This window comes from Hahella sp. HN01, from assembly GCF_018986435.1.
Classification (GTDB): domain Bacteria; phylum Pseudomonadota; class Gammaproteobacteria; order Pseudomonadales; family Oleiphilaceae; genus Hahella.
The window spans coordinates 58602-78634 of record NZ_JAHMIN010000031.1; the positions used below are offsets into that span (position 1 = coordinate 58602).

Sequence of the window (20033 nt, forward strand, 5' to 3'; positions counted from 1 at the left end):
AGGTCAAAATGCCCAGAGTCAGAACATCAGTACAGATTGAAGGCGACCAGTTCACGGTATGCCTGCTCTCGGGGTGGCGCGAAATCTACGACGCCATTGCCCAGAACGATCTTTCCGAGCTGCGTCGCGCTAAAGCCAGCCACCTGGACGCCTTCCCAGGCGACGGCCGGGATTTCGCGGCGCAGTGTATGCATTACTGCCTGGAGAAAGTGGATCTTGCCGAAGCTCGCCGCCGCCGCGACCGCATCGACAGCACCCTGGTTGCACTCCATAAGACGCATCATGAGCGCCGCCTGCGCCTTGAAAAGATTGTTGAGGAGTTGGCCGCATCATGAGCAGACAACGCCCAAGTTATCCGCCAGCGGCTTCCGGCTGCCGGCTTCAACTGCCGCCGGACATGCGTTTGGTGGATCTCATAAAACTGGCCAACGCCGCTGGCAAGCGCGTGCGCTGGACGCCTGACGGACTCGGCCTTAAACCAGTACTGGAGCCTCACTCATGACCGCAGCAGCAGCCGTGTTAAGCATTGCCTTTTTTATCGTGTGCGCGCTGATCCTCGCCGCACTGGTCCTGCACCTTTACTGGAAGGACACCCCATGTCAGCGCCGCGTCGATCACGACCTTATCGATGGCGTTTATTACATCACTGACGTATATCGCATCCCGCTCCCTGGCGGCCTGGATCTCACTGTGCGATGGATCAGACACGAAATTCACGTCAACCGATACCGCGACCACTTTCGCAAACTCGACGCCGCTGAGACGGAGAGTTAACCCAAGCGAGCACTTCGGCGTCCCTGCAGTACGCCTTTTTTAATCAGGAGCAATCATGCCTACCAACGTTCAAGAGTTTATTTCCGAGCTGTACGGCGGCGTATTCGAGGAGAAAGTCGCCGCCGCTTTATCCGAGGTCGCTCTCGGCGTCGTCAACACCGGCAAAAAAGGCCGCGTAAGCATTGAGCTTAACATCGCTCAGGTCGCCAACAGCTACCAGGTCGAAATCAGCCACACGTTGACTTTCAAACGGCCAACAGAACGCGGTGAAGTCGCCCAAAAGGACACCACCGAATCCATTATGCATGTCGGCAAGCGGGGCGATCTATCCGTCTTCCCGGAGAACCAGGCTGACATGTTCAACCCTAAAGACAAAGAGGCCAAATAACCCATGGATAGATCCGCTATCGAACTGATCCAACAGACCGCGATCGCCGCCGCGCAGGACATGAGCGCCACCAGCATTCCCACGGTTGTACTTCCAGACAACCTGAGAATCCATTCGCTGGAACAGTATATGGACCATCCAGCCCGCTTTCGTGGGCGTTTTTCCACGCTAAGCATCGATGCCTTTGGCCAGTATTGCCAAAGCTTTGACGGAGCCCACATTTTCGTTGACGGGAATGCCATGGACGCGGCCGCCATTTTTGATCTGGGTAATCCCGACATTCCTGGACACGCCGAACACACCGCAGTAGTGCAACTCAATAAAACGGCTGAGTTTAAGGCGATCGAAAAGATCGACGGCGCAAGGCATTCTCAGAGAAATATGGCCGAGTGGCTGGAGGATTGGCGCCACAACATCGTTGTGCATGAAGAATCCCCATTCGGCGAAGATGCGGGAAAAACTCTCCCTATCCATCAAGCCATCTCGCGCATCCGCAGCGTAACGATTAAGCACGTCAGCGAACAAACGCAAGAGGAGCAGGAGTTCGCAAGCCAAAAAACAGCCCTGGAGCGCATCGAGGCGCAAAGCTCTGGCGGAAAGCTGTTTTGGGGGATTGAATTCGTCTGCGAGCCCTATTCAGAAATGGGCGAGCGCTCTATCTTCGCCCGGCTAACTGCCTGCCCAGGCCGCAACGAAGTCGAAATGATCCTCCGCATATCACGGCCCGAGGCCATCCAAACCGAAATCGCCACTGAATTCGCGGAGATGATCAAGCGCATTTTCGAACCTATGAACACTGAAGCCATAAACTTCCCTGTCCACATGGGGACATTCACCACCCGGAAATAACAACAGCCGCGCCCACGGAATGGGCCACCAAGGGAGGCGCGAGCCATGACAAACAAGGTGCAATTGAATGTAGAGCTGGACCAGGAAACAGCAGAAGCGTTGGCCGACTACTGCCGCCGCTTTTGCTTCGCCGACCTGCGATCGCTCGCGGACGACGACGATCAAGCCTATCGCATGCGTAACGGCCTGTTGGAAATCCAACGCTGTCTGGCCACCGCCGAACACAACCCAGGTGACCTATGAGACTTTTACAACACATCGACCAGAAACTATGCCGAATAACGGCATATCGCAACAGCACCCAGGCAACCCGCCGGGAGCGCTGCCGGGAAATCGCCGGCAATTGGCTGGCAATGGACCCGCTCTTTCTGGATACCGAAACCACGAATCTCGACGATACTGCCGAAGTGGTCGAGATCGCCGTGACTAACCGCCACGGGACCAAGCTGTTAAACACATTGGTTAAACCACAAGGCCCCATGTCGGCAGCGGCGCAGAATGTACACCAGATATCAGAGCTTGAGCTGAAAGGCGCGCCGAGCTGGCCGATCACCTACCCTCGCGTGTACAAGCTGCTCTACAAGCGCCCAGTCATCATTTTTAACGCCGATTTCGACGTGCGGATACTGCGCCAGACCTGTAATGCATGGGCGCTTCCACCTATTCCATTCACTCCACTCTGCGCGATGCGGCTTTACGCAGAGTTCCATGGCCAATGGAGTGAGAAAGGACAGTTTAAATACCAAAGCCAGGCTCGAGCGCTGGAGCAAATAGGACATCCGGCAGCGGCAACCAGCCTGCACCGGGCCGCCTACGACGCGCAAATGACAAGCGAGATCATCTACACCATGGCGACCGGCATCAAGCCGTTACGCGCAGCATAAGGACGATACAAGGCATGCCGAAGTCACGCAAAAACAAACACGCAAAGCATAGCAACCATTGGAAGCGTGCCCGCATGGTCTCCGACAACATCATCATGGAGACGCGGGAAAGCTGGTATGACATCGCCGGCGGAGGGCTGGAGCTTAAAGCCCGGCACAAAAGCCACGGCATGCCCTTACGGTCTGTTGACATCGAGGCCATTAAAAAACTGATGCTCAATTGGCGCGTGCGCGTGCTGATCTACTGCAAGACCCCAGACGGAACGCGCTACACCGAGGAGCGGGAACTGATCACCGCCGAGCGCTGCAAGCTTCCAGAGCTGGACGACTTTTTTAAGTCACAAAAGAAAGACGCCCTGCAGTCCGTCAATCACACGCATGTATTCGACACGGGTTTCATCGCCGAAACCCTCACCGACGCTGAACGTGACCGCCTCAGAAACCCAGAGACGGCGTAGGAGCCAACCATGCAAACTTTACTAGAAAGCATTCCCACCAACGGCGCCACAACGGCGGATCTTTACAGCAAGTGCGACTGGTTCGAAAGCCAAGAGCATTTGCTGAAGGAACTGAAAGCGCTACAGGCTGCGGGAGACGTCATCAAGGAAGGTAAGACCTGGAAGTCGGTATACCCTTTTGGCGAAGACTCAATCTCGGTCAAAAAACCGGAAGACTCCCGGACTACTGGCAAACCGTTGGACAAGGCGGCCGCTGATAAGGCGCTTAAAGCCCTTAAAACCAGGCTGTCACAACAGGTCATCGACAAGGAACTGAAACTCGACGTCCTGGACCAACTAAGCCGCCTGCTGGACCCAGGCATTAGCCAAGTGCTAGACGCGATCGCTGATGACCTGCAGGGGACCGCCTGATGAAATTCTCAATGAACGGCTTTCGCCGGCAGCTCAGCGGCGACGTTGAGCGCCTTCGGAAATTGTCCCTCTCAGTTGTTGTGGCCCCCGATGAATATTTAATAGAGGAATTTATAGAAGCCCTAAATGAGGTTATCCAGAAAAGTAATGTCCTCAATTGCGTATATGTGAAAGACGATCCGGATTTTACGGACATGTCAGATTTAGAAGTCGAATATATAGAGCCCGGAGAGTACGTATGACCACTATTTACTACAAAGTGCCAAGCGAGTGCGAGGAAAGCACATACGAGTTAAGCACAGGCCTCTCTCCAGCAAGCCTGAAGTACGGAAGGGTTTTAGGATCAATCGCAAAAGAGTGCGCAGAAGACTATTTCAACGATCACGATGGATGGGAATCGACATGGCCTCTCACCTTCACGCTACACCTTGCCGAAGATGGACCAATCATCGGTAAGTTTAATGTCGATATGGAGCAAGTGCCCGCGTTCTTTGCAACATCAACGGCGGAATAACAATGAACACGATGTTTCTACTACTCGCCGAATTCGAAACCAGCCAAATTCCGCTGGTCGACGTCGCGGCAAAGTACTTCAACTTAACAACCCGGCGCGATGTACAACAGCGCGCCAAGCTGCAAAAGTTCCCGTTCCCGGTCTATCGCGCCTCTAACTCCAACGCCGCAGAGTGGATCGTACACGCAAAGGACCTGGCGGAGTGGATCGACAAGGAACGGGAAACGGCTTTCACCCATTGGAAAAGTCTGAATGGTGCGGCGCCGCGGGGAGTAATGGCACGTCGGCAGGGCGCAACGTAGTGTACACCTGCAGGTCTTTCCAGCCCTCATGCAGCGTGAATTGCTGCACTTGCACGATATCATAGCCACGTTCAAACAACCTGCTCGTGGCTTCTCGTCTCAAATCATGAAAGTGCAAGTCCTGAATGCCAAGATCATTACACGCCCAAGTGAAGCAGATACTGACATACTTTGTCTGATACGGAAAAATAAGGTCTTCACCTTCCACCTTTTCTTGACGACAAATGATATCCCAAGCCTCCTGCGTCATTTTAAACCTGCGGTGGTTGCCATCTTTTTTAGTCGGATGCTTAACGTCACGAACTAAGCCCGTTAAAGTACTCTCGTCTAGATCGTCCCACCTGAGCCGAGTAATCTCGCCCAGACGCCGCGACGAATGAATAGCAAACCACATAATGTCGTACATAGGGGTCCGCATCCGGGGCCGAAGCGCGCGATTACGGAAATAGTCAGTTAGCAAACGAAGCTCATCAGCTGTTGGCCTCCGACTACGCTTATTCGCCATTTTAAAAAGCTTATTCTTCCAACAGAAAGAACTCACATCGTCGAACATCTGAACACTGACTGGCAAGTCTTCAAAGTGGCTTCTCGCAAGCTTCACCGCGCCTTTAATGTAGACAAAATCTTGTCTTACTGTTGATGGACCTGAACTCCGCATTCGCTCCTTTACGAACTCGACCAAGTAAGCCGTCGTCAATGATGTTAGCGGAACCCGCAACTTCTCCATTTGCATTAATGCCCGGATTCGATATGTCTTTGACTCGCCAAACTTGGCCACATCTTTATACTCGTTGTAATACCAAGCCAGTACATCAGCCAATGTCGAGCCGCTATGGTTCAATTTTTCCAGTGCGCCAGGCTGAGACAACTCATATTCAAGACGCCTCCCCCATTCTTCGGCGAGCCGTTTAGATGGCCAAGTCTTACCCTCGCGATATACTATTTTACCGTCTCGCTTAATCCTTACCTCTCGATACCAGCGGACTTCGCCCGACTTAGTAACCCTCTTTCTAGCCGTCGCCATGCTAAAATACCCCAGTATAGAAATACGCTACCCAGTTTCTAGCCTGACCGTGACGCACTTTCGAAGTACTTATGACGCACTCATGACGCCCCGCGACAAGAAAAACACCCCAAAATAAGGAAAAATACTGTAATCGTGTGCATGACAACAAATCAAGGGAAAGTGCCACGAATAGCGCGCCAATCCAGCATGAGCCGTATATGTTGCTGGTTATATTGAGCTTTTTTATTCGTATATTTTTTCAACAAAAAGTTATGCTGGTCCGACAAAATGTCGCGGGAGGCTAAGTAGAAAATATAGAAGGCGTGGCGGGTATTGGGAAAAGTGAGTGATGCAGACTTGTGAATGGAGCATATTCAATCATGCAAAATACAGCTTCAGCCTTTTGAAATATGGGTGCTATAGACTCATTTCAAAACGCCAAAGTTTATCGGCCAATATTACTGACATAGACTCTGCCTATTTCTCCCCGTTCGCCCTGAGCCTGTCGAAGGGCTCTTAAAAAAGCCACTGACTCAACACAGGTGGACACAGAAATTAACTGGCCACTAAAGTGAATGTCAGATGTTTTTCCGCCTGGACTGATTAGAATTGAGATTAGCGCTCTGGGAGGCCCTTCGACAGGCTCAGGGCGAACGGGGGTGTAGAATGGTCCGCTGGGGGGCATCATGTATCAGGCGCTGGAAGTTCGTTAGACTGGCTGAATTGTGAAAACAATGGTGGCGCGAGTCGCAAGAATTGGCGTGGAGAAAGGTAGGGTTAGAACGGGGTATCGATGATGATTTTCTGGGTCATAGACACCAAGGTTACAGCGCTGGAAGGATGTGGTCTCAGTGACGATGGTTCGGCGTATAAATTCGGCCGTACTGTTGTTCCCGCCTGGACTAAAGAAGAGGCTGTTTCTGCGCTGAAAGCGCATTTCGATCAAGGCCGGATTCAGCTGGAAGAAGTCATTTCCGTTGTCGCCTACGATGAAGGCGACTGGAGTAGTGATCGCCATCTCCTGAGCAAAGCCTATAAGCTCGCCAAAGTAACCAACGAAATCAGAAGCGCCGCCTTTATTTCTGAAAGATCTCGTGAATACACTGAGCGGGAGCAGCAGAGGCGGTTGGATGGCTAGACACAATATGCGCCACTTGCGAAAAGTACTACAAAATTAAAACTTCAGGAGATTTACAACCAGTATGAGCAGCTTAGTCAAACGGGTTAGCGTAGAGCTAACTGAAAGCCAAGCAAGGTACGCAATCCAGGCTCTCATTCACTATCAGGAAATGTGTCATCTGAGAGCTACCAATCCAGACGCGACAGAAGACGATGAGTTCTTCTATGCAAATGACCAAATGGGGGCAGCGATGGCGTTAAAAAGCATCCAAAAAGCCTCTATAGAGGTATTCGGTGAGCAGATATTAGAATTTGGCCACGACTCGCTGTAAAGTTCTCGCCGATATTTTTTCGGCGCATAATGCGCCTGAATCTGCGCTTGTCCCCATCCACTGTTTTGGGCTGCTCATGCTGTTTCTAATTGAGCGTCCGATGTAATCGTTAACGTACAAGGTGAAGTAAATATGCCGCATTTGACTTTGGAATATACCTCTAACTTGCGTGGCGCGGCTGATTTTCAGCGGCTGTTCAGCGCTATTCACACAGGAATGATGAGCACAGGCGAGTTTTCGTTGAATGACATTAAGTCGCGGGCGCATGAGACCACAGAGTATGTTATCGGGGACGGCGATATTGGGAAGTCTTTCGTTCATCTGAAGGTTGCGCTGCTTGCTGGCAGGAGTCAGGAGTTGAAGCAGGTGGTGGGTGATTTGTGTTTGCAGGCCCTTCGCGAGGCGTATCAAAAAGAGCTGACAAGCGGCGATTGCCAGTTGTGCGTTGAGCTGTTGGATATCCATCGGGAAAATTACTTTAAGGCGCTGGCGTAGTTAAGGACAGGGTCGACAGGGCGGCCAGTTATCGATGAACTTCCGCCCTGCTCCGTTCGCCCTGAGCCTGTCGAAGGGTGGATCTATATAACCGCGTTCCATTTACAATTGCGCCCTGTCTTCCCCCTGCTTAATTCTCATGCTTCGCCTGGCCCACGATTCTCGCCTAAACTATGAGATTGCGTTCAAGCCGTCGTTATTTTGAGAGAACAATAATTAATGAGAATCCCCCTCGTCCTGTCGACTCTGGCTTTACTGGGCGTCGCTTTTATCCTGTTCCTGTATCAGTATCTGTGTGGCGCGGAAACGACCTTGCTGAATATCAGCTATGCCAATATGACCAACTCTCGCGTCCATATGCTCATAGAGGGCAAGCGCATATGGTATCCCTTTGGTGATTCCAGAACGATAGAACGACCTGCGTTCCTTTTGGATTATGACTTGGAATCGAAATCGCTCAGCCTATTCGAGCTGAAGCCTGATGATTATTTCTTTGACCACGCAAAAATCATGGACAACGGCAAACTGATTGCTCACTTCAAACTCACGAGAGTTCCACATAGCCCGCTCTATGGCGCTTGCGAGTTCCGTACAGTGCAGCTGAATACTTCCTCATATGTTTGGTCGCAAAAGCAGCGCTGCAAAGAGCAGGCAGGGAATGGATCGGCAACGGATAGTGGTAGTAACGGTGAAGGCAAAACGGACATATCGCCATATATGCCTTTGCCAAGCCTGCTGAGCAACAGAAAAACGGACCAAGTTTCACCGTCGCTGTTTTTTAAAAAACCAGAAACTGCCGGCGACGCTTACCAAATCCTCGACGCCGATGGACAGGTCATCGCAGAGCGCAAGAGTCTGAGCGACGAGGACAAAGAACGGCTAATGACTGTCGGCCAATTGTTCGACTTCGACCCGAATGATCCCCTCTCACAGATGCCCGTCAATTACAGTAGTCGCGCGCTGGGCCAGTTACCCAACGGTGAGGTGTTGCTTGCGTTTGAATTTACCTGGGCGGCTGAAAAATCCATTGTGCTAATCGCCTGGGACTTGCAGACCAACAGGACGCGACTGGAAAACCGTATTTATTATGAGTCGCTGTTCTCGCCATCACAGTTCCAGGCGCGCCAGTTAGGCTGGTGGTCGCAGTTTAAATACTTTGTGTCGCCAGAACGGCGGCCGATCATACCGTTGCATGCAATACCCGCTACCTAACCAGTGCTCAATAGACAGCTGAAGTACAAGAAAGCGATAACCCAAACATTTACAGCGCAATCCGTTTCACACCGATGTATCCTAGGCGGAACTGGTCTGCGCGCAGCAGACCCGCCACTTGGGCGCCAGCATTCCGTTGATTAATTGAGAAAGTGCATGAATCAAGATCAGATTGAGCAAATACTGCAACTAACCTGCGATGAAAGATACGACTATTCACTGATGAACATGGTGGATAGCAAGGAGGTCTGGATTCTTATCAATGACGACAACCAGTTTTTGAAGCTGTTTTCGGAAGAAGAGGATTTTGAATACTTGCCGATCTGGCCCGCTGAGGAGTTCGCCAGAGAGTACGCCAATGACCTGGGCGAGAAGTTGACGCCCAAAAGCATCGCGCTCCCTCACTTCCTGAACAAATGGATTCCCGGTCTGCAACAGGATGGCCTGCACGTTAATGTCTTCCCCGCCCTGATGGATGATTCAAGCTGGATCATGCCGCCAGACGAACTAAGGGACGAGTTGAAGAACGAGCTGTCCAATCAGATGTAGGACCCGTTTCGCGGTCCTCCCGAGCCCCTCCAAGGGGCTCTGCTTTCAAGTCCAATACCCGCCGCAAAGCCAGATACAGCAAGCATTTCACGTCCTCGATCCTGTTTTAGGTCTCGCCATACGCTCTTCTCGCGCTTAATAAAGGCTCCTTGAATGAACGAGACCCAGTCATGCACAGACCCGTATTTTTTAGCCTCTTTTTAACCCTGCTCGCCAGCGCAAATCTCTTCGCCGAGCCCATTGGTTTTCGTGAAACGCAGGTGGCGGACGCCTCTGCGAATCGACCTTTACATGTCAGCATTTGGTACCCTGCGCAAGCAGTAAAGGCACCCCAAACAACAGAAGCATCGACAGTATCCATTGGCGAGAACCGGGCTTTTTTCGGCGCGCCAGCGATTCCCGACGCGAGCCCAACCCTAGGCGCTCACCCGCTAGTGGTGCTGTCCCATGGTTATGGCGGCAACTGGCGCAACCTGAACTGGCTGGCGGCGAAGTTGGCGGCACAGGGTTATGTGGTCGCCGCACCGGATCATCCGGGCACCACCACTTTCGACAGACGCCCAGCGGAAGCGGCGAGATTGTGGGAGCGTCCTCATGACCTCAGTCGGGTGATTGATTTCATATTGGACAACCCGAAGCTGGCGGGAGAGATCAATGCGGACAATATCGCCGCCATCGGCCACTCGCTTGGAGGCTGGACAGTTATGGCCCTAGCCGGCGCCCGCTTCGATCAGGCCCATTTCGCCACCGAGTGTCTGGCGCATCCCAATCCTCGCGTTTGCGGGTTAAGCGATGAGTTGGGCTTGAACTCTGAGGGCATGGCCAAAGCGTCTCTTGAAGCCAGTTTGACGGACCATCGGGTGCGGGTGGTGGTCTCGCTGGATCTTGGTCTTGCCCGCGGCTTTACGCCCGCCAGTCTGGCGGCGGCGCAAATACCCGTGCTGATATTCGGGGCGGGCGTCGACATTGGCGACTTACCCGCCAGGATGGAGTCCGGCTACCTTTCCGCCCATCTGCCTCCGGCGCGAAGCCAATACGTGGAAGTTTCCGACGCCGCCCACTTCAGCTTTATGCAACGCTGCAAGCCCGGTGCAATCGCATTATTGGAAGAAGAGGCTCCCGGCGATGGTATTATCTGCAAGGACGGCGATGGCCGCAGCAGAGAGGAGATTCATCAGCAGGTGGCAGGCCAGGTTATCGCCTTCCTGAAACAGACTTTCACAGCAAAAGGCGCAGCGCAATAGAACGTGAGAAATGCGTATTTATTCGCCAGATGCAACCGAGCGGCGATAGTCGCTCGGCGTCATATTGGCGACCCGCTGGAACTCACGATTAAAATTCGACTTAGTCTGAAAACCGGCTTCAAGAAAGATACTGGTGACGGGAAGATCCGTCTCCTGCAACAGCCTTTTCGCCTCTTCAATGCGGTATTCATTTACGACCTGAGAAACATTGCGGCCGTATACCCGATTAATCGCCCCGGAAATCTGCCGTGATGGAATCCCCGCTCGTCGCGCCAGACGATTCAGGTTCAGGTCCGGATCGCGAAACAGGTGGTGCTGACGCATTATCTGGTCAATGCGCTGAATGACCTGCTGGTCATCTTGGTCTGGCTCAGAGCTGGCCTCTGGAGGCGTTAAAGGCTCAATTGCTGGCTGAGGGACGCTCTCAACAAGGTTATCTGCGACTTCCTCCGGCGGAACGGAAACGCTCTCGCCAGCATGGCTAATGCTTTCCCCCTCACCTGCAGGAATACTTCTGCCGAACGCCACCACGCCATAGACAATCACCGGCAACAGCAACAACTGAACAACGGCGACAATCGTCGCGGCGTGGGCGCCCTGGTAAACATCAAAATCCCCGGCAATCAGCACATCGCTCACTGCGGAGATAATCAGCGTGCAACCTGCAATCCCGGTCGCTTTTAGCGCCTGAGACGCATCGCTGAAACGAGTGGAGGGCAACACGTCCGGACCACGGGACGCCCTGCGTATCAATGCCGCGCCATAACCGAAATACAAACCCGCTAACAACAGATCAATAGGCGGACGCCATAACGACCAGGTTGCAGAGAAAATCGTTATCACCACAACCGGCGCCAAATGGAGCCAATGCCTGGCGCGCAAAGAAGACGGCGCGCCGACAAAACAAAACCAGGCGATGACGGGCAACGTTGACGCCATAATGGGTTGGATAAAGCGAATAAAACGGATATCAAATGTCCAACGCAGCCCGCCAATAATCACCAGCACAATACAAGCCGCAGTGAAAACCAAAGCCGGACGCAACGCCGCTTCGTTCTGCCTGATCAGCCGAAAAAGCAGAATCGTCAGCAACAAGGCAATGACAAAAGGAAGTGGAATAGCGGGCATCATGGCGCTGAAAATCCGAAATCAACAAGAAACGAAAAAGTGAGACGCAAAGGCCCCAGCAACCGAGGCCTATGCTATGGGCTGAGACGGGATTTCACAACAACCGGACTATCAGGCTTTCTGTAAACCCTTTATCTGTACGTAAAATCATCATCGTGAACTTGATGCAACTGGTTCTGGAAAATTGTTACTCACAGTGTAGAAGTAATGCAGCCAAAGTGATTCCGTGCATCCTTTGCGGATAGCCAACTCTTAAATACCACAACAGTGAGGGGCATTTGATGGATAGATTACAAGGACATACGACCGGAAATTTCAGTATTCAACAGACGATGGCCAATCAAGCGGCCCAACCGGTAGGAGGAAACCAACCCTCGCGGCCGGAACCTAAGCAAGGTCAAATAGGCAGTGAAAATAATGTTATCTTCGGTTTGAATGGTAAGAATGAAGCCCATATTGCAAGCGCAATCTCTGCAGGTTACAGGACCTTCGACGCGGGGGATACCTACGGCAATACCCTAGAGCACTTAGCCTCCGCCATGGCGAAAAGCGATATTCCCAGAGAAGAATTCAACATCATATATAAAGTGGTGGGAACAGAGACATCCAAACTGGGAGAACACCTCCGCGAAGTATCCAATAAACTAGGGGGTTATATAGATCAAGCATTAGTACATAATCCAGAGCAACTCTCCCCCAATGATCTGAATGCCTATATGAATACATTATCCTCTCTCAAAAATGATGGAAAGATTCATAACGTTGGGATGGGCGAGCCCAGGGTTGGCCACCCAGAAGATTTCCATGCCAAGGATAGTTTTGAGATCAATGCACAGTCACTTATTGGACCTAATGCCGAGGCTCTTATTCAGAGCTTAGAAAACGAAAGAAAGCCTGTTTTTGTATATAACGTCGCCAGCGTTGCCAAGGAGTTAATGGGAGGTGACTTCAAAGATATTCATGTATGCGCCCTGATTACACACATCAAACAAAGCATCACTGCATCAGAGCCTATATTGAGCAGCTCAGATAATCAAAGAATCAACGATAACTTCGGACTGGCGAATGAAGAGCTACTATATACTGCGGGTAACCCATTGGCGGTTCTGAAAGATAAGATATCTGCGCGGAGTAATGTTGAAGCGACGCCATTTACAAGTATAAACGGCGAGCTAGCGACAAAACTCGCACAACTCTCCGCCCAGCATGACTGGGACAAAGAGGTTTTCAGCTCGCCTGCAGAGTACGCCAATGCCAGAAACGAAGCGCTATCTGAGTTTACCAACGACCAGTTAGGAACACGTGTTGCTGTAGGACAAAAAAGCCATATCGTAGAAGAACTGGTGAATATGCTTTTTGAGTCAAGTGGAAACTGCAAACGCGTTGAGGCGAGCAACTTTATCAATGATGGCGGACTGCAACGAATGATGAATACCGGCTCTACCTGAGCCAAAGCATCGCGGCTCCAACAGATACGCAATTAAGCGCATTTCATTATAGTCAATCCGCTCCCGAGGGCGGTTTTACATGCATTCAGTGGCATTAATTCACCCTCCCCCTATAATGCGAGCAACACCCATGCCCTCGGAATAATTATGCTCATAAAAGAACTCAACGCCCTAAAAGAAAACCAAGAGCTGGTCTCGATAGAAAGAAATTGCCACGATGAAGAGTTAACCGGCTTCATCCATACTGCGACGGAAGACGTCATCATAATGAGCCTGTTTTCAAACGATGGCGACTACGAAGGCATCGCCATTTTTGAAACAGACCAAATCAGTGAAGTTTACTGGGGCAACAGAGAACACAAAGCGATCGCCAGCCTGATCGACACATCCCAAGAGATTAACTTTCCCAAAGTTAAAGGAAAGATATTTCCAGATATTCTTATCGAGCTAAACAACGCCTACGGAAGCCTATGCCTGTATCAGCATCACTCAGAAGCCCGATTCGATGTGGGCCAAATTATTGACCATGACGACTGGCTAAAAGTGCATGCGCTTGGCAACAAAAAGTCACTATCGCCGCTATATAAACTGATTCAAAAAGACGATATTTCAAGAGTAGATATCGACTCGCCATATCAGAAGAAGATTGTGAATCTGCACAAGACTGCGGTGTGACTGGGGAAACTGGGAGAGGCACTGCTTTGGGGCCTCTTAACCATGAACAATCCACTGCCCCTCAGGAATATCAAAGCATTGCTGCCCCCAGGCTAATATGTGCTCAAAATCAGAGAACGCCTGCTCATAATACTTGTTTCCCTTCTCGTCATAGAAGAAAGCGTGAACTTTGACTCCGGGAATTTTTACCGCCTTAAGAACATGAGGCGGTTTCAAGGGTAATTTGGGGTAGTCGACACTGGTATGTCTCAACATCCGCTTGAAATCGAAGTAACGCTGACCCCGCGTCAAAGTTGCATGTCCGAGCAACTGAATTTCCAGTTTTCGATGTGCGTCCAGACACTCAAAAAACACAGGAATCTGATATTCGCAATTTACTATCTGCTCTTTGATGATAGTCACCCAGGAAAACGGATAATCCTCTGGTAGCGAATACTTCTCCATTAAAAAACGTCTGAACTCGCCAGCAAAGTCGTACCAGCCAAACTCCTTTCTGGCCATACTGTAACCCACCAAAATACCGTTCAGCGTATCTATATCATTGGCGAACATCTGGTATCGATGCCGGATCAGGTCCAGAAGCTCAAGCGCTGTTTTAGCTTCGTGAAACGCGATTAGTTTACCTGGTTGATCATAGGACATAAGCGCCATAGTTCCTCGCTGATTGGGGCCGCCAATTATATCAAAGTAACTCGCCGCTCTTTGCTTTAGGAGACTAAACTTTAAGCCCCCCTACCCCGAATTCATTCCTTATAGTGACACCCCTCATCGAAAACGTTACATTCGCTCAGCTAAGGTTGCCTCATGGTAAACGATTAACTCAACGCGGCAGATTGAAAAATATAAAAGGGTGAAAATATGCAGTTTGATAAGGTGAGCTGGCTATTCCTGGCGGGGATAGGTAATTCTGGCGAGCAGCACTGGCAAAGGATGTGGGCGAATAAACTGCCTAATTCTATCTGGCTGGAGCATTCAGAATGGGAAGCGCCTCAGCGCGACCTGTGGGTTCAGGAACTGAACGAAGCGGTCGCTCAGCTCACCCAGCCTACTGTAGTGGTATCGCATAGTCTGGGCTGCCTGTTGCTGCTTGAATGGGCCAGCATGCATCGTTGTGAGCACCTGATGGGCGGTTTTCTTGTTGCGGTTCCCGACCCGATGAGCGACGCCTTCCCCACTGAGGCGAGAGGTTTTCGTAGAGGGTTTGAGCACAACGCCCCGATGCCTTTAACCCTCATCGCCAGCCAGGACGACCCTTATGGCTCGATCGATTATGCACAGCGCTGCGCCCGGCAATGGGAAGCCAGCATCACCAATATTGGTCCCAAAGGACACATTAACGCCAGTTCCAACCTGGGAGACTGGCGTGAGGGATTTGAGCTACTGACAGGGTTTGTGGACGGCATTGAATATTAAGCGCGCTCGACTCGCGCTTCCCCCCTTCGTCGGGAAAGCACTTAAGTGCAGAGTTGTTCATCATCGCCTCTAACCTTTAATTGGGTTTGGAACAGAAGAAGGGAATGTTTAGAAACCCGCGATTAAAGGTTCAATATGAAACTTACCGCTCCCGTACATGTTCTGAAAGGCAAAGCTAAAGCCCTGAAACGCGCTCAGTCCCTCACCATGACCGAAGCCTTGGATCAAATAGCCAGGGCTGAGGGCTTTAGCTCCTGGAGTCTCCTGCAATCCAAGGTGAAAAACTTCACTCCCCAAACAACAGAAGAACTTTTAGATTACCTGCATCCCGGCGACTTGCTATTGATCGGCGCCAGACCGGGCCTGGGTAAGACGACCTTGGCTCTGCAGCTTGTATTACAAGCCATTAAAGAGGGGCGACAATGCTTCTTTTTTTCATTGGAATATTCGAAAACTGCGCTCATTGAAAAACTCTCAACGCTGGATCGACAGTTCGAGCCTGATCATCCTTTACTAAAACTGGATATGTCTGACGAGATATCTTCGGATTACATAGTAAAGCAAACAAAGGATTGGCTTACCGAAGGGTCGCTAGTCGCCGTGGATTATCTGCAGCTGCTTGATCAAAATCGTAACAAACCGCCTCTTCAGCAACAGATCGAAGAACTGAAAATCTACGCCAGAGCCAAAAAGTGCATCCTGGTTTTCATCTCGCAAATAGACAGACGCTTTGATGAAGATGGGCAAGCGATACCGACGATCAAGGATGTCAGGCTTCCTAACCCTTTGGACATGGGGCTATTCAATAAATCCGTGTTTGTGAAAAACGGTCAGATATATATCTAACTGACGCATGTATGACGGCAAGTCGCCCGAATGCGGGCGGCCTGTTACTGAATTGATTCAACAAGTGCAGCGGGGGTGTGGCTATACTGAAAACGAAACGCCCGGCTCCCCAGGACTCCATCCCTCTGACAACGCCGCTCGAATACAAGCCTTGATCATTTTTGGTGTAACAGACTCTGCGGGTCTCTCAAGCCAATTATCGCATCTGGGAAACGGAAAGCTAATCGCCATTACCGCGCCAGGATTATCCGTTTGATCCGTTATCCAGTCCATAACAGTCTTTGCCCAGAAGTTTGAAAAGTATGATGATGGGGCCTACCGAATCTTCATCGAGAGTTCTTGAGAGTTCGACGGGCTCTGCGCCGTTCTACGCCCTAAACAGACATCCTCTTAAAATACGCCTCGCCCTTACCTTCCACCTGTTTGATTTCAAAGCCGGTGCGTTCCAAATGGGCGCGTAATTTCAGGTTGGGATTGGCGCAGTGGATGGCGTGTACGACGCATTCTATGTGTTCGGCGTTTTTTATTTGCGCCGCTTTTTTCGCGATGCGGGTAATGGCGGGCAAAACGCCCTCGCCTCCGCCGTCAATTTGCGCCAGTTCGACAGTCAGAATTTTGTCTACGTATGAGAACTGTCCCAGCACGGAGGCGGAGCCGATGTTAACCACCAGGGGTTTATCGGTCAGGACCAGGGCGTCAAACTCCGCTTCTGTCCAGCCGAGGATTTCCGCCAGTGAAACGCCTTCTATCTGAATATCAGCCATTCGCCCTGTCTCCTCTCCGCTCAAGTCAACTCACAAATCAAACTAGGAAACGGTCTTGGCCTGCTGCTCAAGCCATTGCTTACGGCGCATAAAACGTGTCGTCTGCGCCTCTCTGAAGCGTTGTAGCTCCCGATTTTTTCTGAATAACACTTTCGCCAATAAGCAATACGAAAGTGCGACGGCGGCTGTCACGCCATAACGGGTCAAATCCGTGACGGTGATCATCCAGACTGAAGCCAGCAACATCAAGGAAAGCGTAACTAGAAGCGCGCCGATTCTTTCTCCAAAATACTGCTCGCCCCATTCTTTTTGAGTTTGAAACTCATCTTTGCGGGTAAAACGCTTTTCTGCGTTTCTCAAATCGATCTGGCCCGCCGCCAAATCGCTGTATGCGCTATCGCTCATTTACTACCTCGATAATCCGTGCGCGTAATGGGGCGGCGATTATATGTCATATTCGCGGCAACAGCCCAAGAATATGCAGTCCTTCTGGCGCTCTATTTCAGTCCGTTTAGGCAAGTCTTTGGTCAGATTGGTAAACTTCTTGCGCAGTAGGTCGAATATGGGCGTTCGTATTCGCCAGTGAGCGCATAGATAGCCAAGTTACAGATAATCAAAGTATCGCGTCCACCAGGTTATTGGCGAGATATCTCCAGCATTGACGCCATCGTAGGGGCAGTCCAGTTCGCTCACGGGTATGTAGACATATCCCAGAGCTTCAAGATAGGCGATGCAGCTTTGCAACTGTCGCTGCTCGTCGCTGTCGCACGCCCTTTCGTTGAGAAGCGTGAATAGCCCGCCGTAGTTGGAAAAACGCAAGGCGAAATGATAAATCACGGCCTGGAGCGCCCCGCTGGCGGCGTACGGCGTTTCCAGCTGATAGATATCCGCAAAAAATGAAGCGTCCTGAGCGTTTGCGTCTAACTCAAGCTCCGCAGACATGATCTTTTCCAACGCCGCCTTATGTTTCTCAAGCTCCCTGACAGCGGACTCCCAATTAAAATCAGGAGGATACTCCCAACTCCCCCTGACATCGGCGGATAAAAGCAGCGTATGAATTCTGCTATTCATTTTTTTAGTCCTGCAGAACGTTCAACTGAGGCGCGTCGAACAATAATTTCCACTTGTAATGCCTCGCAAAAGCCTGGCTGACTTATTCAAAATCGCCATAAGCATCTATTGTTAAATTTTTGGCTTGCCGGTACGCGTGAGGCGTATCGCCAATCAGTTTCTTAAAGTATCGAATGAGATGAGGCTGATCAGTAAAGCCAAATATGGCGGCCACATCCGCCCAGCTCATGGATTCGGTATTTTGCTGATATAGATACAACAGTAGTTCATCCAGTCTCACCATGATCTGATATTGTTTCGGCGTCAGTCCGGTCACCCGCACAAAAGCGCGCTGCACCGCCCGCAAAGAACGATATAACCCCGTCTCAAGCTCGGACGCTTTCGTGGTTGCAAGCAGTGTCAGAGCATCTCGCGCCAGCCGGCTATGCCGATCTTCCCGGATGCAGTGGGAATGGGCCTTGAACCATGCGTCCAGATTCTGGCCTACGGTTACAGCGTCGTCGGCGGCGTTATTGAGGACATCCTCTCTCAGCAGATCAGGCATTTCAGCCAGAAAACCCGGCGGAGAGATGACGTCATCAATAGCGGCGAAACCATTGGCGATTGAATAGAGCGCGCCCGGCTTGAATTTAACCCCCAGGATGGCGAACGGCTCCGCCTGATGTAAAGTCATACTGCTGGTATTGGGAAGCTTCAGGTGCGTCCCTTTTCCGGAAAGCGCCCGCTTGCAAAGGCTATATGTATAGGACTGCTCCGGCGGGGCAATAATTAAATGGGCTTCTGGACAGGGATTCAGTTTGGGGCTGTCATGAGCGATATCGTCCTTGTCTTTGCGGAGAAACCAATAACACTCGATGTAGCGTGATACGAACGCATCCTCTGGCTGGTGTTTCCAAGTTATCATCGTTTTTCAGCAGCGCACTTTAGAGACTTTTGAAAGCCCGCTGCGCTATACCCCACTGTAAAACCAGCGATAAGCCATAACAAAAAACAACAGCGTTGCGGCAATGCTCGCCCTGAAAATCTTATCGCCGTTCTCTTTCCCCTGAATTTTCAATTGCCCCGCATAGATCACCAGACCACCGAGAAAAACCTGAAAGAGAGACATGAAGTAGATGGATTCATCGCTAAGACCGGCATTCTCGCCGCTGAAGATTTTGATCAACAGGAGCGCCACTGCGATCACCGCCATTGCTGCGCCGGCAAACTGCGCGAGTCTGACCATGCCAGTTACCTCCCTGTGAAAAATTGAGATGTGAAGCGCTACGCTCAGCCCACGGTGGCCGTAGATAAGGATTTTGAGCGAGTGCAATTTTCAGGGCGGTAATTTAACACTCCCCATAGGCTTTCTGCAGCCGTTATTAGGTAAACTAGGCAGCCGATTTATCTCTTTTTCATCTACGGAATAGAAGAATGCCCCCAGAATTACAGCTATTTCCCGGCGCAGGACTGCTGACAGAACGTCTTTCTCTTCGCTTGGCCTCCCCTATTTACGCCCAAGGCGTGCTCGACTACTACACGCACAACAAAGCCCATTTGACGCCCTGGGAGCCCGCTCGGGATGACGATTTTTATACTTTCTCCGGACAAATGCAGCGACTGACGGACATGGCTCGCGTCATGGAGCAAGGCTACGCAGTGAGTTTACTGATGTTCCCCCGACAATCTGACGACGTTATCGGCATCTGCAACTTCTCCAACATCGTACGCGGCGCCTTCCAGGCCTGCCATCTGGGCTTCGCCATCGCAGGCCAGGAGCAAGGCAAGGGATTAATGCAGGAGGCCTTGTCGGCGGGGATCTACTTCATGTTTCACCACTACGGGCTCCACCGCATCATGGCCAACTACCGCCCGGAAAATCACCGCAGCGGCAAACTATTAGCGTCCCTGGGTTTTGAGGTGGAAGGAAAAGCCCGATCCTATCTGAAGATAAACGGCGAATGGACGGATCATGTTTTGACTTCGTTGATTAATGAGAAATAGCGCAACACTCTAATACTCTATGTTATTAACCTGGCATCGATATAGGTATGATACACTACCCATATGATTATAGAAGACGCTCGCTCATTACCTGCCGCAGCGCAGGAAGAAAAAAGAAAACAGGCCGTGCGACTGCGCAAGCAGGGGTATAGCTATCAGGAAATAGCC

At 51.1% G+C, this 20033-nt stretch carries 31 protein-coding genes; 23 read left to right on the forward strand and 8 right to left on the reverse strand.

The features are described 5' to 3' along the window. The first annotated feature begins 8 nt into the window (after window positions 1-8). Genes KP814_RS24565 through KP814_RS24620 form a run of 12 tightly spaced genes read left to right on the forward strand, consistent with a single transcriptional unit; the run spans window position 9 to window position 4580 of the window. Entirely contained in the window at window positions 9-335 is a 327-nt protein-coding gene (locus KP814_RS24565; protein ID WP_216739254.1) for a hypothetical protein, read from the forward strand. After that, window positions 332-502 (forward strand): hypothetical protein, encoded by a 171-nt coding sequence (locus KP814_RS24570; RefSeq protein WP_216739255.1) that lies wholly within the window; start codon window positions 332-334, stop codon window positions 500-502. Before KP814_RS24565 ends, KP814_RS24570 begins: the two co-directional genes overlap by 4 nt. Beyond that, window positions 499-774, forward strand: a complete 276-nt coding sequence (locus KP814_RS24575; protein ID WP_216739256.1) for a hypothetical protein — start codon at window positions 499-501, stop codon at window positions 772-774. Before KP814_RS24570 ends, KP814_RS24575 begins: the two co-directional genes overlap by 4 nt. A 55-nt stretch (window positions 775-829) precedes the next feature. Further along, the gene (locus KP814_RS24580) at window positions 830-1162 is read left to right on the forward strand and encodes a hypothetical protein (RefSeq protein ID WP_011396708.1); all 333 of its coding nucleotides are present in this window, start codon (window positions 830-832) and stop codon (window positions 1160-1162) included. Between the two features lie 3 nt (window positions 1163-1165). Next, a complete protein-coding gene (locus KP814_RS24585) occupies window positions 1166-2011 on the forward strand; it encodes a YfdQ family protein (RefSeq protein WP_216739257.1) in 846 nt (281 codons plus the stop codon). 45 nt (window positions 2012-2056) lie between these two features. Then, window positions 2057-2254 carry a hypothetical protein gene (locus tag KP814_RS24590; RefSeq protein ID WP_011396706.1) on the forward strand — a complete coding sequence of 66 codons (198 nt, stop codon included), beginning with the start codon at window positions 2057-2059 and terminating at the stop codon, window positions 2252-2254. Further along, window positions 2251-2895 carry a 3'-5' exonuclease gene (locus KP814_RS24595; protein WP_083769764.1) on the forward strand — a complete coding sequence of 215 codons (645 nt, stop codon included), beginning with the start codon at window positions 2251-2253 and terminating at the stop codon, window positions 2893-2895. The genes KP814_RS24590 and KP814_RS24595 overlap by 4 nt, the downstream gene beginning before the upstream one ends. A 14-nt stretch (window positions 2896-2909) precedes the next feature. Next, window positions 2910-3353: a hypothetical protein gene (locus KP814_RS24600; RefSeq protein ID WP_216739258.1), complete on the forward strand. Its 444-nt coding sequence runs from the start codon at window positions 2910-2912 to the stop codon at window positions 3351-3353. A 9-nt stretch (window positions 3354-3362) separates the two neighbouring features. Next, the gene (locus tag KP814_RS24605) at window positions 3363-3764 is read left to right on the forward strand and encodes a hypothetical protein (protein WP_216739259.1); all 402 of its coding nucleotides are present in this window, start codon (window positions 3363-3365) and stop codon (window positions 3762-3764) included. Beyond that, a complete protein-coding gene (locus KP814_RS24610) occupies window positions 3764-4006 on the forward strand; it encodes a hypothetical protein (protein WP_216739260.1) in 243 nt (80 codons plus the stop codon). The genes KP814_RS24605 and KP814_RS24610 overlap by 1 nt, the downstream gene beginning before the upstream one ends. Beyond that, complete coding sequence (locus KP814_RS24615; protein WP_216739261.1) at window positions 4003-4278, forward strand: hypothetical protein; 276 nt, start codon at window positions 4003-4005, stop codon at window positions 4276-4278. The genes KP814_RS24610 and KP814_RS24615 overlap by 4 nt, the downstream gene beginning before the upstream one ends. A 2-nt stretch (window positions 4279-4280) precedes the next feature. Further along, complete coding sequence (locus KP814_RS24620) at window positions 4281-4580, forward strand: pyocin activator PrtN family protein (RefSeq protein ID WP_216739262.1); 300 nt, start codon at window positions 4281-4283, stop codon at window positions 4578-4580. Here KP814_RS24620 and KP814_RS24625 read toward each other — a convergent pair. Then, window positions 4510-5604: a site-specific integrase gene (locus tag KP814_RS24625; RefSeq protein ID WP_216739263.1), complete on the reverse strand. Its 1095-nt coding sequence runs from the start codon at window positions 5602-5604 to the stop codon at window positions 4510-4512. The genes KP814_RS24620 and KP814_RS24625 overlap by 71 nt on opposite strands. A gap of 775 nt (window positions 5605-6379) precedes the next feature. Between KP814_RS24625 and KP814_RS24630 the strand changes: the two genes are divergently transcribed. The 6 genes from KP814_RS24630 to KP814_RS24655 all read left to right on the forward strand — a co-directional run bounded on the left by KP814_RS24630 (window position 6380) and on the right by KP814_RS24655 (window position 10537). Further along, window positions 6380-6724: a hypothetical protein gene (locus KP814_RS24630; protein WP_216739264.1), complete on the forward strand. Its 345-nt coding sequence runs from the start codon at window positions 6380-6382 to the stop codon at window positions 6722-6724. A 64-nt stretch (window positions 6725-6788) separates the two neighbouring features. Further along, the gene (locus tag KP814_RS24635; protein ID WP_216739265.1) at window positions 6789-7037 is read left to right on the forward strand and encodes a hypothetical protein; all 249 of its coding nucleotides are present in this window, start codon (window positions 6789-6791) and stop codon (window positions 7035-7037) included. A gap of 132 nt (window positions 7038-7169) precedes the next feature. Next, on the forward strand, window positions 7170-7532 hold the full coding sequence (locus KP814_RS24640; protein WP_216739266.1) for a 5-carboxymethyl-2-hydroxymuconate Delta-isomerase: 363 nt from the start codon (window positions 7170-7172) through the stop codon (window positions 7530-7532). A 312-nt stretch (window positions 7533-7844) separates the two neighbouring features. Then, window positions 7845-8744 (forward strand): hypothetical protein, encoded by a 900-nt coding sequence (locus KP814_RS24645; RefSeq protein WP_216739267.1) that lies wholly within the window; start codon window positions 7845-7847, stop codon window positions 8742-8744. Window positions 8745-8900: 156 nt separating this feature from the next. Beyond that, the gene (locus tag KP814_RS24650) at window positions 8901-9293 is read left to right on the forward strand and encodes a DUF2750 domain-containing protein (protein WP_216739268.1); all 393 of its coding nucleotides are present in this window, start codon (window positions 8901-8903) and stop codon (window positions 9291-9293) included. A gap of 170 nt (window positions 9294-9463) precedes the next feature. Further along, entirely contained in the window at window positions 9464-10537 is a 1074-nt protein-coding gene (locus tag KP814_RS24655; RefSeq protein ID WP_216739269.1) for an alpha/beta fold hydrolase, read from the forward strand. Between the two features lie 18 nt (window positions 10538-10555). Here KP814_RS24655 and KP814_RS24660 read toward each other — a convergent pair whose 3' ends face one another. Then, window positions 10556-11668, reverse strand: coding sequence for an AraC family transcriptional regulator (locus KP814_RS24660; protein WP_216739270.1), 1113 nt, complete (start codon window positions 11666-11668; stop codon window positions 10556-10558). Window positions 11669-11946: 278 nt separating this feature from the next. Between KP814_RS24660 and KP814_RS24665 the strand changes: the two genes are divergently transcribed. Continuing rightward, the gene (locus tag KP814_RS24665) at window positions 11947-13113 is read left to right on the forward strand and encodes an aldo/keto reductase (RefSeq protein WP_216739271.1); all 1167 of its coding nucleotides are present in this window, start codon (window positions 11947-11949) and stop codon (window positions 13111-13113) included. A 147-nt stretch (window positions 13114-13260) separates the two neighbouring features. Then, complete coding sequence (locus tag KP814_RS24670; RefSeq protein WP_216739272.1) at window positions 13261-13788, forward strand: hypothetical protein; 528 nt, start codon at window positions 13261-13263, stop codon at window positions 13786-13788. A gap of 36 nt (window positions 13789-13824) precedes the next feature. Here the strand turns inward: KP814_RS24670 and KP814_RS24675 are convergent, their stop codons facing one another. Beyond that, window positions 13825-14430, reverse strand: a complete 606-nt coding sequence (locus KP814_RS24675) for a hypothetical protein (protein ID WP_216739273.1) — start codon at window positions 14428-14430, stop codon at window positions 13825-13827. 216 nt (window positions 14431-14646) lie between these two features. Here KP814_RS24675 and KP814_RS24680 point away from each other — a divergent pair, with 216 nt between their 5' ends. Both KP814_RS24680 and KP814_RS24685 read left to right on the forward strand, forming a co-directional pair. Then, window positions 14647-15201, forward strand: coding sequence for an alpha/beta hydrolase (locus KP814_RS24680; protein WP_216739274.1), 555 nt, complete (start codon window positions 14647-14649; stop codon window positions 15199-15201). Between the two features lie 135 nt (window positions 15202-15336). Further along, entirely contained in the window at window positions 15337-16047 is a 711-nt protein-coding gene (locus tag KP814_RS24685) for a DNA helicase (protein WP_216739275.1), read from the forward strand. A gap of 374 nt (window positions 16048-16421) precedes the next feature. On the opposite strand, the gene KP814_RS24690 is transcribed toward KP814_RS24685, so the two are convergent. The 5 genes from KP814_RS24690 to KP814_RS24710 all read right to left on the reverse strand — a co-directional run bounded on the left by KP814_RS24690 (window position 16422) and on the right by KP814_RS24710 (window position 19107). After that, complete coding sequence (locus KP814_RS24690) at window positions 16422-16811, reverse strand: hypothetical protein (RefSeq protein ID WP_216739276.1); 390 nt, start codon at window positions 16809-16811, stop codon at window positions 16422-16424. Window positions 16812-16853: 42 nt separating this feature from the next. Further along, complete coding sequence (locus tag KP814_RS24695; RefSeq protein WP_216739277.1) at window positions 16854-17216, reverse strand: hypothetical protein; 363 nt, start codon at window positions 17214-17216, stop codon at window positions 16854-16856. A 198-nt stretch (window positions 17217-17414) separates the two neighbouring features. Continuing rightward, a complete protein-coding gene (locus tag KP814_RS24700; RefSeq protein WP_216739278.1) occupies window positions 17415-17882 on the reverse strand; it encodes a hypothetical protein in 468 nt (155 codons plus the stop codon). Between the two features lie 82 nt (window positions 17883-17964). Next, window positions 17965-18786 (reverse strand): helix-turn-helix domain-containing protein, encoded by an 822-nt coding sequence (locus KP814_RS24705; protein WP_216739279.1) that lies wholly within the window; start codon window positions 18784-18786, stop codon window positions 17965-17967. 45 nt (window positions 18787-18831) lie between these two features. Then, window positions 18832-19107, reverse strand: coding sequence for a hypothetical protein (locus KP814_RS24710; protein WP_216739280.1), 276 nt, complete (start codon window positions 19105-19107; stop codon window positions 18832-18834). Window positions 19108-19295: 188 nt separating this feature from the next. Between KP814_RS24710 and rimJ the strand changes: the two genes are divergently transcribed. Then, window positions 19296-19865 carry a ribosomal protein S5-alanine N-acetyltransferase gene (gene rimJ / locus KP814_RS24715; RefSeq protein ID WP_216739281.1) on the forward strand — a complete coding sequence of 190 codons (570 nt, stop codon included), beginning with the start codon at window positions 19296-19298 and terminating at the stop codon, window positions 19863-19865. Window positions 19866-20033: the final 168 nt, after the last annotated feature.

Bases quoted from the DNA above. Each gene is read 5' to 3' on its own strand.
- KP814_RS24595 (WP_083769764.1), top strand. From the start codon at position 2,251: ATGAGACTTTTACAACACATCGACCAGAAACTATGCCGAATAACGGCA.
- KP814_RS24580 (WP_011396708.1), top strand. From the start codon at position 830: ATGCCTACCAACGTTCAAGAGTTTATTTCCGAGCTGTACGGCGGCGTA.
- KP814_RS24685 (WP_216739275.1), top strand. From the start codon at position 15,337: ATGAAACTTACCGCTCCCGTACATGTTCTGAAAGGCAAAGCTAAAGCC.
- KP814_RS24640 (WP_216739266.1), top strand. From the start codon at position 7,170: ATGCCGCATTTGACTTTGGAATATACCTCTAACTTGCGTGGCGCGGCT.
- KP814_RS24625 (WP_216739263.1), bottom strand. From the start codon at position 5,604: ATGGCGACGGCTAGAAAGAGGGTTACTAAGTCGGGCGAAGTCCGCTGG.
- KP814_RS24605 (WP_216739259.1), top strand. From the start codon at position 3,363: ATGCAAACTTTACTAGAAAGCATTCCCACCAACGGCGCCACAACGGCG.
- KP814_RS24710 (WP_216739280.1), bottom strand. From the start codon at position 19,107: ATGGTCAGACTCGCGCAGTTTGCCGGCGCAGCAATGGCGGTGATCGCA.
- KP814_RS24630 (WP_216739264.1), top strand. From the start codon at position 6,380: ATGATGATTTTCTGGGTCATAGACACCAAGGTTACAGCGCTGGAAGGA.
- KP814_RS24655 (WP_216739269.1), top strand. From the start codon at position 9,464: ATGCACAGACCCGTATTTTTTAGCCTCTTTTTAACCCTGCTCGCCAGC.
- KP814_RS24705 (WP_216739279.1), bottom strand. From the start codon at position 18,786: ATGATAACTTGGAAACACCAGCCAGAGGATGCGTTCGTATCACGCTAC.
- KP814_RS24600 (WP_216739258.1), top strand. From the start codon at position 2,910: ATGCCGAAGTCACGCAAAAACAAACACGCAAAGCATAGCAACCATTGG.
- KP814_RS24670 (WP_216739272.1), top strand. From the start codon at position 13,261: ATGCTCATAAAAGAACTCAACGCCCTAAAAGAAAACCAAGAGCTGGTC.
- KP814_RS24590 (WP_011396706.1), top strand. From the start codon at position 2,057: ATGACAAACAAGGTGCAATTGAATGTAGAGCTGGACCAGGAAACAGCA.
- KP814_RS24570 (WP_216739255.1), top strand. From the start codon at position 332: ATGAGCAGACAACGCCCAAGTTATCCGCCAGCGGCTTCCGGCTGCCGG.
- KP814_RS24690 (WP_216739276.1), bottom strand. From the start codon at position 16,811: ATGGCTGATATTCAGATAGAAGGCGTTTCACTGGCGGAAATCCTCGGC.
- KP814_RS24665 (WP_216739271.1), top strand. From the start codon at position 11,947: ATGGATAGATTACAAGGACATACGACCGGAAATTTCAGTATTCAACAG.
- KP814_RS24610 (WP_216739260.1), top strand. From the start codon at position 3,764: ATGAAATTCTCAATGAACGGCTTTCGCCGGCAGCTCAGCGGCGACGTT.
- KP814_RS24680 (WP_216739274.1), top strand. From the start codon at position 14,647: ATGCAGTTTGATAAGGTGAGCTGGCTATTCCTGGCGGGGATAGGTAAT.
- KP814_RS24695 (WP_216739277.1), bottom strand. From the start codon at position 17,216: ATGAGCGATAGCGCATACAGCGATTTGGCGGCGGGCCAGATCGATTTG.
- KP814_RS24635 (WP_216739265.1), top strand. From the start codon at position 6,789: ATGAGCAGCTTAGTCAAACGGGTTAGCGTAGAGCTAACTGAAAGCCAA.
- KP814_RS24565 (WP_216739254.1), top strand. From the start codon at position 9: ATGCCCAGAGTCAGAACATCAGTACAGATTGAAGGCGACCAGTTCACG.
- KP814_RS24675 (WP_216739273.1), bottom strand. From the start codon at position 14,430: ATGTCCTATGATCAACCAGGTAAACTAATCGCGTTTCACGAAGCTAAA.
- KP814_RS24575 (WP_216739256.1), top strand. From the start codon at position 499: ATGACCGCAGCAGCAGCCGTGTTAAGCATTGCCTTTTTTATCGTGTGC.
- rimJ (WP_216739281.1), top strand. From the start codon at position 19,296: ATGCCCCCAGAATTACAGCTATTTCCCGGCGCAGGACTGCTGACAGAA.
- KP814_RS24660 (WP_216739270.1), bottom strand. From the start codon at position 11,668: ATGATGCCCGCTATTCCACTTCCTTTTGTCATTGCCTTGTTGCTGACG.
- KP814_RS24615 (WP_216739261.1), top strand. From the start codon at position 4,003: ATGACCACTATTTACTACAAAGTGCCAAGCGAGTGCGAGGAAAGCACA.
- KP814_RS24650 (WP_216739268.1), top strand. From the start codon at position 8,901: ATGAATCAAGATCAGATTGAGCAAATACTGCAACTAACCTGCGATGAA.
- KP814_RS24585 (WP_216739257.1), top strand. From the start codon at position 1,166: ATGGATAGATCCGCTATCGAACTGATCCAACAGACCGCGATCGCCGCC.
- KP814_RS24620 (WP_216739262.1), top strand. From the start codon at position 4,281: ATGAACACGATGTTTCTACTACTCGCCGAATTCGAAACCAGCCAAATT.
- KP814_RS24700 (WP_216739278.1), bottom strand. From the start codon at position 17,882: ATGAATAGCAGAATTCATACGCTGCTTTTATCCGCCGATGTCAGGGGG.